14 protein-coding genes are annotated in these 13,960 nt (G+C 66.0%); 6 read left to right on the forward strand and 8 right to left on the reverse strand.

The window, feature by feature from the left end:
• Position 1: 1 nt before the first annotated feature.
• A complete protein-coding gene (locus AWC18_RS03325; RefSeq protein WP_065000019.1) occupies positions 2–745 on the forward strand; it encodes an enoyl-CoA hydratase/isomerase family protein in 744 nt (247 codons plus the stop codon).
• On the opposite strand, the gene AWC18_RS03330 is transcribed toward AWC18_RS03325, so the two are convergent.
• Positions 742–1,395: a TetR family transcriptional regulator gene (locus AWC18_RS03330; RefSeq protein ID WP_085137594.1), complete on the reverse strand. Its 654-nt coding sequence runs from the start codon at positions 1,393–1,395 to the stop codon at positions 742–744. The genes AWC18_RS03325 and AWC18_RS03330 overlap by 4 nt on opposite strands.
• A gap of 139 nt (positions 1,396–1,534) precedes the next feature.
• Here AWC18_RS03330 and AWC18_RS03335 point away from each other — a divergent pair, with 139 nt between their 5' ends.
• The 3 genes from AWC18_RS03335 to AWC18_RS03345 are packed head-to-tail and all read left to right on the forward strand — an operon-like array spanning position 1,535 to position 4,938.
• Entirely contained in the window at positions 1,535–2,833 is a 1,299-nt protein-coding gene (locus AWC18_RS03335) for a cytochrome P450 (protein ID WP_085137596.1), read from the forward strand.
• A gap of 28 nt (positions 2,834–2,861) precedes the next feature.
• Positions 2,862–4,064, forward strand: coding sequence for a cytochrome P450 (locus AWC18_RS03340; RefSeq protein WP_085137598.1), 1,203 nt, complete (start codon positions 2,862–2,864; stop codon positions 4,062–4,064).
• 34 nt (positions 4,065–4,098) lie between these two features.
• Positions 4,099–4,938 carry a mycofactocin-coupled SDR family oxidoreductase gene (locus AWC18_RS03345; RefSeq protein ID WP_065000023.1) on the forward strand — a complete coding sequence of 280 codons (840 nt, stop codon included), beginning with the start codon at positions 4,099–4,101 and terminating at the stop codon, positions 4,936–4,938.
• Between the two features lie 41 nt (positions 4,939–4,979).
• Here the strand turns inward: AWC18_RS03345 and AWC18_RS03350 are convergent, their stop codons facing one another.
• Genes AWC18_RS03350 through AWC18_RS03380 form a run of 7 tightly spaced genes read right to left on the reverse strand, consistent with a single transcriptional unit; the run spans position 4,980 to position 12,581 of the window.
• Positions 4,980–7,385: a CaiB/BaiF CoA-transferase family protein gene (locus AWC18_RS03350; protein ID WP_085137601.1), complete on the reverse strand. Its 2,406-nt coding sequence runs from the start codon at positions 7,383–7,385 to the stop codon at positions 4,980–4,982.
• Positions 7,386–7,389: 4 nt separating this feature from the next.
• The gene (locus AWC18_RS03355) at positions 7,390–8,349 is read right to left on the reverse strand and encodes an enoyl-CoA hydratase/isomerase family protein (RefSeq protein ID WP_085137603.1); all 960 of its coding nucleotides are present in this window, start codon (positions 8,347–8,349) and stop codon (positions 7,390–7,392) included.
• 58 nt (positions 8,350–8,407) lie between these two features.
• On the reverse strand, positions 8,408–9,580 hold the full coding sequence (locus AWC18_RS03360) for an amidohydrolase family protein (protein WP_085137605.1): 1,173 nt from the start codon (positions 9,578–9,580) through the stop codon (positions 8,408–8,410).
• 24 nt (positions 9,581–9,604) lie between these two features.
• Complete coding sequence (locus AWC18_RS03365) at positions 9,605–10,795, reverse strand: cytochrome P450 (RefSeq protein WP_065000040.1); 1,191 nt, start codon at positions 10,793–10,795, stop codon at positions 9,605–9,607.
• Positions 10,796–10,845: 50 nt separating this feature from the next.
• Positions 10,846–11,043 carry a ferredoxin gene (locus AWC18_RS03370; RefSeq protein ID WP_065000027.1) on the reverse strand — a complete coding sequence of 66 codons (198 nt, stop codon included), beginning with the start codon at positions 11,041–11,043 and terminating at the stop codon, positions 10,846–10,848.
• Positions 11,040–11,705 (reverse strand): TetR/AcrR family transcriptional regulator, encoded by a 666-nt coding sequence (locus AWC18_RS03375; RefSeq protein ID WP_085137607.1) that lies wholly within the window; start codon positions 11,703–11,705, stop codon positions 11,040–11,042. Before AWC18_RS03375 ends, AWC18_RS03370 begins: the two co-directional genes overlap by 4 nt.
• Before the next feature lie 48 nt (positions 11,706–11,753).
• The gene (locus tag AWC18_RS03380; RefSeq protein WP_065000041.1) at positions 11,754–12,581 is read right to left on the reverse strand and encodes an SDR family NAD(P)-dependent oxidoreductase; all 828 of its coding nucleotides are present in this window, start codon (positions 12,579–12,581) and stop codon (positions 11,754–11,756) included.
• A gap of 145 nt (positions 12,582–12,726) precedes the next feature.
• Between AWC18_RS03380 and AWC18_RS03385 the strand changes: the two genes are divergently transcribed.
• Both AWC18_RS03385 and AWC18_RS03390 read left to right on the forward strand, forming a co-directional pair.
• Positions 12,727–13,167 carry a nuclear transport factor 2 family protein gene (locus AWC18_RS03385; RefSeq protein ID WP_085137609.1) on the forward strand — a complete coding sequence of 147 codons (441 nt, stop codon included), beginning with the start codon at positions 12,727–12,729 and terminating at the stop codon, positions 13,165–13,167.
• Positions 13,168–13,247: 80 nt separating this feature from the next.
• Positions 13,248–13,960, forward strand: a 713-nt coding sequence (locus tag AWC18_RS03390) for a DUF222 domain-containing protein (protein WP_133054971.1), incomplete at its 3' end; no start/stop codon positions are given.

Genomic DNA, 13,960 nt, shown 5'->3' on the forward strand with positions numbered 1-13,960 from the left:
CATGGGTCGCGACCGTCCGGACGAGCTGGATGTGCAACTGGATGACGGCCTGGCCATCATCACCATCGACCGGCCGCACGCCCGCAACGCCATCGCTCCCGAGACCATGGAGCAACTCGACCGGGCGCTGGACAAAGTCGCCGGGGCGCAGGCGCTGGTGATCACCGGCGGCGGCGACCGCGCCTTCGTGTCCGGGGGCGATCTCAAGCAGCTCGCGGCACTGCGCACCGAGGCCGAAGCATCGGCCATGGCCTGGCGGATGCGCACGCTGTGCGATCGGATCGCCGCGTTCCCCGCACCGGTGATCGCCGCGTTGAACGGCCACGCCCTCGGCGGTGGCGCTGAGGTGGCGGTCGCAGCCGACATCCGGATCGCGGCCGCCGACATCAAGATCGGGTTCAATCAGGTGTCCCTGGCGATCATGCCGGCCTGGGGTGGCGCCGAGCGGCTCGCCAAACTGGTCGGCCACAGTCAGGCGCTGCTACTGGCCGGCACCGGGACCATGCTGGACGCTCCGGCGGCCGAGCGGATCGGTCTGATCAATCGGGTGGTTCCCCGGGAGTCCTTCGACGCCGATTGGCGCAGCTTGGCCCGGTCGCTGGCCAACCCCTCAGCGGGCGAGATCAAACGGGTGCTCGGTGGTGCATCGGCGGACGAGGCGGTCGCGGCGTTCGCGCGCTTGTGGGTCGCCGACGCGCACTGGGAAGCCGCGGATCGCCTCCAACAGGGCAGGAAGCAGCGCTAGTGCTCGACGGACCGCGAGGCCAACGCGACGCCGGACAGCGGCGTGTTCGGCGGCGGGTCGCCCTCGAGCCGCTGCAGCCAGCGCTCGGCGAACTCGACGGTCTCGGCGTGGCCCAGGGTCATGCCGAGCGCCTCCTGCTCGATGGTCAACATCCGCGACGCGCTGGTCATGAGCACCATCAGCACCATCGGCGGAAACTCGGATTGGTCCACGCCGTACCGGGCAAACAGCCCGGACACCGCGGCGACCTGTTCGGCGCGCAACCGTTCGGCGTACGCGGCGATCTCGGTCCGCAAGGCCTCGCGCTCGTTGGCCACGGTGATGAACTGCATGGTCACCGCTGTCCACGCCGGGTCGGTGTTGAATCGCCACAGCGCCCAGAGCGGCTGCGGCGACGCCAGCGCTGCCGCCTGCTCAGCCAATCCCTGATCTCCGCGCCGGCGGAACATCGCCAGGAAGAGATCGTCCATGGTGCGGAAGTAGTAGTGCACGAGCTGATGCTTGAGACCCGCTCGCTCAGCGACGCGACGCGAGCTCACCGCACCGGCGCCGGCAGTCAGCAGGAGCTCTTCGGCAGCATCGAGCAACAAGGTCCGGTTCTTGGCGTCCGGGGCCCCAATTCTGCGCTGCCCCTTAGCCGATTCGGCCATCCGGTTCGCTCCGCATCGTTGTCGTCACCTTTACACCCTCGGCGGCCATCGTAGTGGCGCCGCGACCCTTGACCCCCAACCCCGCCCATGCTAAGCAGGTGCTCAGCAGCTGTCACGCCATTCTGCAGAGAGGTCCACGTTGACTGACTTCGCGACGATCGATTTCTTCACCGATCAGTCCCTGGTGCCCGATCCCCACCCGTACTTCGACTACCTGCGGGCTAAGAACCCGGTCACTCCGCTGGGCGTGTACGACGTGGTCGCGGTGACCGGTCACGAAGAGGCCAACGAGATCTACCGCGACTCCGAGACCTACTCCAACCTGGTTGCGGTCGGCGGACCTTTCCCGCCGCTGCCGTTCACCCCCGAGGGCGACGACATCAGCGAGCAGATCGAGGCGCACCGCCACCTGATGCCGATGACCGAGCACATGGTCACCATGGACCCGCCCATGCACACCAAGGCCCGGTCGCTGCTGAGCAGGCTGCTCACCCCTAAGCGGCTCAAGGAAAACCAGGACTTCATGTGGAAGCTGGCCGACCGCCAGCTCGACTACTTCATCGACAGCGGCAGTTGCGAGTTCCTCACCGAATATGCGCGGCCCTTCGCCCTGCTGGTGGTCGCCGATCTGCTCGGTGTGCCCGACGAGGACCGGCCGGTCTTCCAAGAGGTACTGGGCGCGCCGCAGCCGGGGGCCCGCATCGGATCGTTGGACCACGAAGAGCTGGCCCACGACCCGCTGGCATGGCTGGACGACAAGTTCAGCCGCTACCTGCGCGACCGGCGGGAGAAGCCGCGCGGCGACGTGCTGACCGACCTGGCCACCGCCACCTACGAAGACGGTTCGGTTCCCGAGATCGCCGACGTGGTCAAGAGCGCCACGTTCCTGTTCGGCGCCGGGCAGGAGACCACCACCAAGTTGCTCAGCGCCGCGCTGCGGTTCATGGCCGAAGACCCGGCCCTGGTCGAGACACTGCGCGCCGACCGCAGCAAGATCCCCAACTTCCTGGAAGAGACGCTGCGGTTGGAAAGCCCGGTGAAGACCGACCCCCGACTGGTACGCAAGACCACCACCCTCGGCGGCGTCGAACTGAAGGCCGGCACCGTCGTGGTGATGTTCCCGGGCGCGGTCAACCGCGATCCCCGCAAGTTCGAGAACCCGCACGAGCTGCGGATCGACCGGCCCAATGTCCGCGAGCACCTGGCGTTCGCTCGGGGCAGCCACACCTGTCCGGGCTCACCGCTGGCACGCGCCGAGAGCCGCATCTCGCTGGAACGAATCCTGGACCGGATGACCGACATCCGGCTCAACGAGGCCCAGCACGGCCCCGCCGGCGAACGCCGATTCACCTTCGAACCGACCTTCATCCTGCGCGGATTGACCGAACTGCACCTCGAATTCACCCCGGTGGCAGCTCCGCTCACCGCCAGCCTCTAGACGAAGCTCCGCCGAAGGGACACACAACATGACGGTGACCACCACCGACGAAGCCCGCTACGACCCGTATGACGTCGAGCTCAACAACGATCCGTACCCGATGTTTCGGCGGCTTCGCGAAGAGGCGCCGCTGTACTACAACCCCGAGCACGACTTCTACGCGCTCAGTCGCTTCGACGACGTCAACAAGGGCTTGGTCGATCATGAGACATTCAGCTCGGCGCGCGGGGCGATCCTGGAGCTGATCAAGGCCAACACCCCGATCCCGCCCGGACTGATTCTGTTCGAGGATCCGCCGATCCACGACATCCACCGCAAGTTGCTGGCCCGGATGTTCACCCCGCGCAAGATCGCCGAACTCGAATCCAAGATCCGTGAGTACTGCGCTCAATGCCTCGATCCGCTGATCGGCAGCGGACACCTCGACTTCGTGGCCGACCTGGGTGCGCAGATGCCCATGCGGGTCATCGGGATGCTGGTGGGCATTCCCGAGGCCGATCAGGAGATCATCCGGGACCGCTCGAATGACAACCTGCGCACCGAAGCGGGCAGGCCGATGTCGATTGCGTCCGAGGGCTTCGACGACGGCTCTATCTTCGCCGAATATCTCGACTGGCGCGTCAAGCACCCGTCCGACGACATCATGACCGAGCTGCTCAACGTCGAGTTCACCGACGAATCCGGCGTCACCCGGCGACTGTCGCGCGACGAGCTGCTGATGTACGTGATGCTGGTGGCCGGGGCCGGAAACGAGACCACCACCCGGTTGATCGGCTGGACCGGCAAGGTGCTGTCCGAACATCCCGACCAGCGCCGCGACCTGGTGGCCAACCCGGCGCTCATCCCGCAGGCCATCGAAGAGCTGTTGCGCTTCGAGCCGCCGGCACCCCACGTGGCGCGCTACGTCACCCGCGACGTGGAGTACTACGGCCAGACCGTGCCCGAAGGCAGCGCGATGATCATGCTGGTCGGTGCGGCCAACCGCGACCACCGCCGCTTCGCTCCCGACGGGGACGTTTTCGACATCCACCGCGAGGCCCGCCAGCACCTGACTTTCAGTGTGGGCGCGCACTATTGCCTGGGTGCCGCTCTGGCCCGTCTGGAGGGTCGAATCGCGCTGGAGGAGATCCTCAAACGCTTCCCCGACTGGGAGGTAGATCTCACCAACGCAACGCTGTCACCGACTTCGACGGTCCGCGGGTGGGAGTCCATGCCCGCCACGGTCGGATGAATCCACTTCTACTAGTTACGAATTGAGGGTATCCATGGCTGGACGTGTTGAGGGCAAGGTCGCATTCATCACCGGCGCCGCCCACGGTCAGGGCCGCAGCCACGCGGTGCGGCTGGCCGAGGAGGGCGCCGACATCATCGCGATCGACGTCTGCAAGCCGATCGTGCAGAACTCACCCATTCCGCCGGCCACCCCGGAGGAATTGGCTGAGACCGTTGATCTGGTCAAGGCGCGCGGCCGGCGGATCTTCACCGCCGAAGTCGATGTGCGCGACTTCGACGGGCTCAAAGCCGCAGTGGACGCCGGCGTGGAGGAGCTGGGCGGCCTGGACATCATCGTGGCCAACGCCGGGATCGGCAACGGCGGCGACACTTTGGACCAGTGCAGCGAGCACGACTGGCAGGAGATGATCGACATCAACCTGTCGGGTGTCTGGAAAACGGTCAAAGCGGGTGTCCCGCACCTGATCGCCGGCGGCAAGGGCGGATCGATCATCCTGACCAGCTCGGTCGGCGGGCTGAAGGCCTACCCGCACTGCGGTAACTACGTCGCCGCCAAGCACGGCGTCGTGGGCATCATGCGCTCATTCGCCGTCGAATTGGGCCACCAGAACATTCGGGTCAACACCGTGCACCCCACCCACGTCAGCACCGGCATGATCATGAACGAGGGCACCTGGAAGATGTTCCGTCCGGACCTGGAGAACCCGGGACCCGACGACATGGCGCCGATCTGCCAGTTGTTCCACACCCTGCCGGTGCCCTGGGTGGACGCGATCGACATCAGCAACGCGGTGCTGTTCTTAGCCTCCGACGAGGCCCGCTACATCACCGGCGTCACGCTGCCGGTCGACGCGGGCAGCTGCCTGAAGTAGCCACGTCAGCTCGTTGGCTCTGCGTCCATTAGGACGCGGAGTCAACGAGCCAGAGCGCTGCCGATAATCCCCTCGGCAGCCAAAGCGGCAATCTCGGCCGGGGTCAGACCCAGTTGAGTGAGCAGCTCATGATTGTGTTGGCCCAGCAGCGGTGCGGGGCTGGTATGAATGCGCCGCGGGCCCGCTGACATCCGGGCCGGCAGTGTGCTGTGCGGCGCAGGACCGTTGATCGGGTGGTCGACCTGCTCGAAGAAGCTGCGCGCGGCCAGCTGCGTCAACTCGGTCTGGCGATGGGGCTGCATGACTTTGGCGACCGGAACACCCGCGCCCCACAGTGCGGCGACGACATCGTCGGCGCTGCGCGACGCACACCAGCCGGACAGGTGTTCGTCGATCAGGGCATGGCGGGCACGCCGGCCGGCCGCATCCGACAAGGCGGGATCGGCCGCCCAGGACGGATCGCCCAGTGCGGCGCGCAGGCTGTCCCACTGTTCATCGGTGGCTACCGCGATCGCGACCCAGCAGTCGTTTCTGCCGAACTCGTCGACACCGGCGGTCCGATAGAAGTTCTGGGGGGCGGCGGCGGGACCGCGGTTGCCGTCACGTTGCAACAGCGCCCCGTTGGCGGAGTATTCGATCACCTGCTCGGCGGCGATGTTGAGCGCGGCATCGATCATGGCCGCCTCCACCAGCACACCCTCGCCGGTACGGCGCCGATGCTCCAGGGCCAGCAGCAGACCCGTCAGCGCATGCACGCCTGCGTTCGGATCACCGATCGAGTAGGGCTCGTAGGGGTTGCGATCGGGATAGCCGGTCAGCCAGCTGAGCCCGGAGGCATCCTCGATGACGTAGGCGAACGCCGGGTTGTCCCGCCACGGGCCGTCGAGACCGAATCCCGGCATCCGCAACATGATCACGTCACTTCGCAGGGTCTGCACGTAGTCGAAATCCAGGCCCAGATTCTCGATGACACGGGGCGTGAAGTTCTCGACGATGACGTCACAGTGCGAGATCAGCCGGTGCAGCACATCGCGGCCCGCCTCGGTCTGGAAATCCAGCGTCAGGCCCCGCTTGTTGGTGTTGAGCGCCGAGAAGATCGGGGACTTCTCCCACCACGACTCCTCAGTGACGGGTATCCCGGCGATCAGCCGAGTGCCGTCCGGGTGCCGGGTCGACTCGAGATGGATCACCTCGGCGCCGAGCATGGCCAGCAGGTGCGTGCACGACGGCCCCGCCCAGAAAGTGGTCATATCCAGCACCCGAATACCACTGAGCGGCAGCCCGTCTCCCAGCGGTTCTGAAGCCGGGGCGTCCGGGCGTGCCGACGCCGACTGCCGATAGAACTCGCTGTGTTCGCCCAGACGTGGCGCCGCCGACGGCGCCGGCAGCGCCACACCGCTCAGCCGATAGGGCGGGAGCGGCTGGATGAACCCGTCTCGTGGATTGCGGGTGAACACCTGACGGTGTCGGAACTGGTCAAACGTCGCGACGTTCTCCCCGTTGCCCACCGGCGAGTTGGGGATCCGGAACGCCGACGCCAGGTCGCGGACATCATCGACCTTGTGGCTGCGCACCCACGCATACAGCTCCGATGCGTGCAGGTTCGCCTGCTCGGTGATCGACAGCGGCGAGTTCTCGTCTACCCACTCGTCGTGACCCGACATCGCGCACAGATCGAACCACTGCTGCGCGGTGCCGCAGCCCAGCGCCACCAGTCCATCGGCCGCCTCGGCAATGCCGGGCACCGTCGGCCTGCGCTCAGACCGCCACGGGCGGTCCAGCACGTGGAAGTAGGTGACGGGATAGTAAGTGAGGCCCAGGATCTGGCACTCCAGGGCGGACAGATCGATCAGTTCGCCGCGGCCATCGCGCAGTGCGCGCACCCGCGACGCCAGCGTGATCGCTGCCGCGTAGGCCCCGGCGAGCCAGTCCCCGACCTGTCCTCCGATGTGTACCGGCGCGCGATCCTGTGATCCACGGCCGAGTCCGACCGCTCCCCCCGACCAGGCCTGCAGGGTGAACTCGGTGGCTGGACGGTCCCGCCACGGCCCGTCGAGCCCAAAGGGCGTGATGGCGGTGACCACCAGGTGCGGGTGACTTCGGTGGATCTCGGCGGGCACCAACGACGGATGGCAACCGACAGCTCCGTCGGGTGACCACACCACTGCATCGGCGGAGGCCAGCAGCCGGTGCACGAACTCGATGTCGTCGGCGCTGTCCGAGTCGACGACGACACTGTGTTTGGAACAGCCCAGGAAGCTGAACAGCGCCCCGCCGGCCTCGAGGTCCACCTCAGCTCCTGAGGCCGACCAGCCCCGCAACGAATCACCCTCGGGCGGCTCGACGTTGACCACCGTCGCTCCCCCGTCGGCGAGCATCTTAGTGGCGTAGGCGCCGGCGATACCGTCGGAAAGGTCGACGACGGTGTAGCCGTGCAGGGGTGCCACGACCTCAGGATTCCTTGTCGCGGCTGGACTTGCTCAGCCGAAAGTCGGGAGGAAACCTCGAGTCGTTGTCCTTGACCGCTCCGGACAGACCGGATTCGATGGCCTCGCCGAGCATCAGGTCATCGGCATCGGGCGCCACACCGGAGCCCATCGACTCGAAGAACGCCGACAGCAGACTGCCCATGTACTCGCCCTGATGCTGCTTGTAGACCTCGAAGAACATCTTCTGCATGAATACGGTGTCGACCGGGCGGTTACGCGCGCAGGCCAGCGCGTACTTGTCGACCTCGGCTTCGAGCTGATCGCGTGGCACCACCTTATTGAGGAAGTTGCACTTCTCCATGTCGGCGGCGGTGAAAGGCCTTCCGGTGAACACCATTTCGGAGAACTTGCGCAGCCCCATCATCTGCACCCAGGTCCACATCCGCGGTCCCCAACCGTAGTAGCGGAACGACGGGTGGCCGAACAGTGCGTCGTCGCTGGAGATCACCAGGTCGGCGTCGGCCGCCTGATAGAAGTGCCAGCCGTAGCAGTAGCCCTTTGCTTCGACGATGCTGATCTTCTTGAGCTCCTGCAGCGGACGGTTGCCGGCTTGCACGTTGGCGTACCAGGAACTGATGGTGGCGCCGTTGCGGAACGTGCCCTGGGGCGGATAGGTGACGTCCATGCCCTCCAAACGCAGTTCGGCCAACCGCTTTTCGGGGTCGTCCACACCCTCCATGAACTCGGGCAGGTCCGCGCCGCTGCCCAGGTTGTCCCCCACACCGCGGATCACCACAACTTTGACGTCGTTGTCGACGCTGGCCCCACGCAGCAGGTCCGCGTAGCGCAGCCGCGCCGACGACGTCGGAGCGTTGAGGTAGTCGGGCCGGTCGAAGGTGATGGTGGCGATCTTGGTGGCCGGGTCCTTGTGATAACGGATGATCTCCTCAGCGCTGGGACGAGCCGAGTCCGTGTCTGACATGCGCGATCTGCTCCTTTAACCGACTGGTGGCCGAGACGGCGTGGCCGTCAAGGCGTCATCAAACCCCCAGGAATGCCTTGACGTTGCCGCTCACCACTTTTGCCGCGTCCTGCGGTCCCAGGGCAGCGACAACGCTGGCCAGCGACTTCTCCGAGTAGCCGAAGGTGCTCTCGTTGTGCGGGTAGTCCGATGACCACATCACCTTGTCCACCCCGATCCGATCGATCAGTCGCAGGCCCAGCGGGTCGACCATGAACGACGCGCTCATGTGCGTGTCCCAGTAGTGCTGGATGTCGTGCTGCAGCTGGTGGGTGAACATGTGCTGGTAGGAGGCCAGCAGGTGTTCGGCGTCCTGCAAAGCGGTCGGAACCCAGGCGATCCCGCCCTCGAACCAGCCGATCCGCAGGGAAGGGTGACGGTCCAGGATGCCGGAGAAGATGTACTTGGCGAACTGCTCGCGGAACGAGTCGACGTTGACCATCATCCCCACCACGACGCTGTTGACCTCACAGGGCGTCTTCGGCGGGGTTTCACCGATGTGGTGGGTGATCGGCAGTCCGGCCTGCTCTATCTCGTCCCATACCGGATCCATCACCCGGGCACCGAAGTCGATGATGTTGCCGTCGTCGTCCTTGCCCGGGTTCAACGGCAGCAGGAACGTCTTGAGTCCCAAGGATTTCAGTTCGTCGAGTGTGCGCCGGGCACCGGCGGGGTCCCACCAGTTGATCAGACCCACCCCGTAGAAGTGACCGTTCGAGCGCTCCTGCAGCTCGGCCATGTACTCGTTGTAGATGCGGAATACCCGCTCCCGCAGGTTCTTGTCGGGAAAGTGGAACAGTGCCAGCACCGCGTTGGGGAACGCCAGCTCCTTGTCGACACCGTCGGTCGCCAGCTCCTGGATTCGGGCCTCGATGTTGCTGCTGGCCGCACCGGCCAGATCGTCGTACTGCATCAGCACCGCCGAGAAGTCGCCCGGCAGGAACGACTGTCCCTTTCGGCCCACCATGTAGGCACCGTCCTCGTACCAGATCCGGGGCGCCTTGTCCTTGAGGTCGTCGGGGAAGCGCTGGTAGAAGATGTCGTCGGCGATCGAGATGTGATTGTCGGCGGAGAACACTTCCGTGCCTGCCGGCAGACCCACATCCGCGCCGGCCTGGCCGTGACGGTTCTTGGGCGCCCCGTAGCCGCCGGGGGGGTAGAACGCGATGCCTTGAGTTGATGTGCTCGACATGTCAATCCACTTCCAATCGGGCGGTTACCAGGTGACGGGGAGTTCGTAGACGCCGTAGGCGAGCCGGTCGTTCTTGAACGGAATCTCGTCGATGTCGACCGCCAGCTTCAGCGTGGGGATCCGCTGGAACAGCGTGCGGAACGCGATCACCATCTCCGCGCGTGCCAGCTGCTGACCGACGCATTGGTGCGGTCCGAATCCGAACGCCATGTGCTGACGAGCCGGCCGCTCGAGGTCGAGCACGTCCGGCTCGGGGAAGACCGACGCGTCCCAGTTGGCCGGCGCCAAGTCGATGATGATGCCCTCGCCGGCGCGGATGGTCTCGCCGGCGATCTCGATGTCGTCAAGGGCGACCCGGCGCTGGCCGTTCTGGATGATCGACAGGTAGCGCAGGAGTTCTTCGACGGCGTTGGCGACCGCGGCGTCGTCGCCGACGCGGAACACCTCGGTCTTCTCGGCGACCTTGTCCGGCTCCCGCAGCAGCGCCGCGATGCCCAGACCGATCATGTTCGCGGTGGTCTCATGCCCGGCGATGAGCATCCCGGTGCCCAGTTGGGTGGCCTCCCGTACCGAAAGGTCCCCGTTTTTCACGCGCTTTCCCAGATCGGAGACCATGTCTTCGGCCGGGTCGGCAATCTTGGCCTCCAACAGCCGGACCAGGTATTTGGAGAGTTCGGTGGCGCCTGCGGCCAGGTCATCGGAGGTGGCGTAGCGGTCCACCCCCATGGTGGCGTGCTGCTGGAAGAACTCGTGATCCTCGTAGGGCACGCCGAGCAGTTCGCTGATCACCAGCGAGGGAATCGGCAGCGCGAAGCCCTCGACCAGGTCCGCCGGTTGGGGGCCGGCCAAGATCGCGTCGATGTGTTCGTCGGTGATCCGTTGCGTCACCGGCTTCATCGCTTCGACGCGCTTCATGGTCAGTGCCGGCGACAGGATTCGGCGGAACCGTATGTGCTCGGCGCCGTCGGTGGTGAAGACCGACTTGGGCCGGTGATCCACGCTGGCGCGCATGCCCTCGTTCCAGTGCGGGAAGCCGGGCTGGTGGTCGTCGACGCTCACGCGGGGATCGGAGAACAGCGTGCGCACCGCCTCATATCCGGTGATCAACCACGGCGTGCTGCCGTCCCAGATCCGTACCCGGCTCAGCGGCCGCTGCGCGGCCAGCGCCATGGTCTCCGGCGGCGGAGCAAAGGGACACCGGCCATCCCGGCTCATCGGATACTCCGGCGTTGCGGTGGTGGCAATGGTGGACGCTTCGGTCACGCTCACTCCTCGACGATCTTGATGGCTCCGGACGGACAGATACGGGCTGCCTGGCGCACTGCGTCGGCCAGGTCCTCAGGCGGGGATTCGTCGAGCACCACGACGACACCGTCCTCATCGCGCTGGTCGAACACGCGGGGCGCGAATGCCACGCACTGACCTGACGACGCGCAGATGTCTTGGTCGGCGGTCACTTTCATTTCAGGCCTCCCCGATCCCCGGTGACGGGAGCCAGCCACAGCCCCACGATTGCGTCGATCAGATCGGATCCGGCCTCGGTCCAGCTCGCAGATCCGGGCACCCCGGACGCCAGCGCTCGCTCGTGTTCGGCGCAGGTGTGCATCAACAGATTTCGAGCCATCACGTTGCGGGCCTGGTGGACGCGGAACGGAAGATCCGGAAGGCAGGCGTTGATGCCGTCGATGACCTGCACCAGCGAGGGCGAACTCAGCGCGTCCTTGACAACGATGTGGTGGTAGGCCGGGTCGGCCATCACCTGCGCGGCAAACCGCGCATACCAGGTCGGATTGCCCAACGCGGACAGGTGGTCGGTGAGCGGGCGGACCAGGCACGACACCCAGTGCCGCAGTTCGGTCGACTCCGCCGCATCCGACACCATCTCCTCGCGCAGCCGCTCGACAGGCACCCGGTGGCGGCGCTCGATCTCGCGCACCAGGTCGGTCTTGGTGCCGAAGTGGTAGCCGACGGCGGCGTTGTTGCCCTGGCCCGCGGCTTCGCTGACCTGCCGGTTGGAGACCGCGAACACTCCGTGTTCGGCAAACAGCCGTTCGGCCGCGGTCAGGATGGCCTCCCGCGTGCTGTTGGCCCGCTCGGCCCGCGCGACGCGATCAGCGGTGGTCACGGCGCCAGTCAACCGCGCCTCATCGATTAAGTCAAGCGATTGATTTAACTATTTTGCGCCATCAGCAGGCTTGCTGCGGCGACGGATCGCCTTGCCCGCAACGGTGCCGCCGTCCACCGGCAACACCACGCCCGTCACATACCGGGAGCGCTCACCGGCGAGGTAGAGCGCAGCTTCGGCGACATCTGCCGCGGTGCCCTCCCGTTTCAGGGGCCGATCGGCGCGCATCGTCTCGCGGATCGCCGCTTCGTAGCGTTCCAGGGCGTCCGGGTCCAGATTCGCGGCCGCGGACGACGCCACGAACGGCGTCGGAACATTGCCGGGCGCAATGGCATTGACCCGGATGTCGTAGTGGGCCAGCTCGATCGCCGCGGACTTGGTGAACTGGATGACCGCGGCTTTCGACGCACGGTAGGTCATCACACCGCCGCCGGCCTGGATGCCGCCGATCGACGTCAGGTTGAGGATCGACCCGCCACCGGTCTTGGACATGTGCCGGGCCGCGTCGCGAGTGCCGGCCATCACGCCGAGCACATTGACCGCCATGATGCGATGGAAATCGGCCAGGTCGTCGTCGAGGAACCGGTTGTGCATGGTTCCGGAGACGCCGGCGTTGTTGACCATGATGTCCAGTCCGCCGAACCTCTCGACGGCCAACTCGACCAGTGCGCCCACTTGGTCCGGGTCGGAGACGTCGGCGACCCGAAAGACCACCTCCGCACCCAGTTGTCCGGCCAGCGCCTCACCCCGTTCGCGATCCACGTCGGCGATCACGACGCGCGCCCCCTCGTCGAGAAATCGCTCGGCGATCCCGCGGCCGATACCCGATGCGCCTCCGGTGACGACTGCCACCTTGCCGGCCAACTCGTTGCCCATCTGCACCCTTTCGCTGCGACCGTTCGACTCAACCCGTTAACGCGACTTCAGTCAAGCGACTGATTTAACTCCCCGGGCGAACTAGGCTCTGCGCAACTACGCGACATCCCAACGCAATCAGAACTCCCGGAATGAACAGTCACCCATGACGGATCACGTCGGCCCCGAAGACCACCGGGCGATCTCCGCACTTCTCTACCGCTACGCCCGTGCCGTCGACACCAAGGACTGGGCGCTGTATCGGTCGGTTTTCACCGCGGACGCCGTAATCGACTACTCGTCTGCCGGCGCCATCTGCGGCCCGCGTGACGAGGTAGCCGACTGGCTGGAGACCGGCTTCCAGGCAATCCCGATGTCGATGCACTACATCACCAACGTTGAGGTGCTCGAATTCACCGGCGACAGCGCGCGCGTGCGAGCCATGTTCTACAACCCCCTGCAGTTGCCCAGCATGACGGAGTTGAGCTACTGCGGCGGCTATTACCACCACGAGTTGGTGCGCACCGGTGAAGGCTGGCGCAGTGCCCATCTGCGCGAGGAGAACCTGTGGTTCACCAATCCCCCGGTCGGTCACGACATCGGATAATCACCCGTCCCAGAAACGCCTTTCAGGCGTGCGCCGATTCGGCGGCATTACTTGTCGGACCCTGCTGCCATGCTGTGGGTATGACCTCGATGGCACCGGTGAGCAGCGTCGCAGCGCGTGGTGACGCTCGCCTGGAGGTGCTGTTCGAGGAGCTGGCGGAGTTGACCGGTCAGCGCAACGCGATCGATGGGCGCATCGTCGAGATCATCGCCGAGATCGAACGCGACGAACTGTGGGGCTCCACCGGCGCCCGATCCATCCCAGCGCTGGTGGCCTGGAAGACCGGGGTGTCACCGGGCAACGCCCACACCATCGCAACGGTGGCGCACCGACTCGAATCGTTCCCCCGCTGCGCCCAAGGCATGCGCGAGGGCCGCTTCTCCCTCGATCAGGTCGGCGTGATCGCCGAACGGGCAGCCGACGGCTCCGATGAGCACTACGCCCAACTGGCCGGAGTCGCCACCGTCAACCAACTGCGCACCGCGGTCAAACTCGAACCACGACCCGAACCCGAACCCCGGCCCGAACCGCAACGCTCGATCACCAAAGTCACCGGCGAGCACGGCAGCTGCTGGCGAATCACACTCGACCACATCGAGGCCGCCAAGTTCGACGCCGCACTGCAGTCACACCTGGACGCCCTGATGGCGCAGTGGAAGCACGACCACGACGACCCCAGCCGCACAACAGATCACACGCCACCATTGCCTACTACAGTCGATGCGTTCCTGCGCCTGGTCGAAACCAGCTGGGACACCGAAGTGCAACGCCGCCCCCACGGCCAGCACACCAC

Source organism: Mycolicibacter nonchromogenicus (assembly GCF_002101775.1).
Classification (GTDB): Bacteria; Actinomycetota; Actinomycetes; order Mycobacteriales; family Mycobacteriaceae; genus Mycobacterium; species Mycobacterium nonchromogenicum.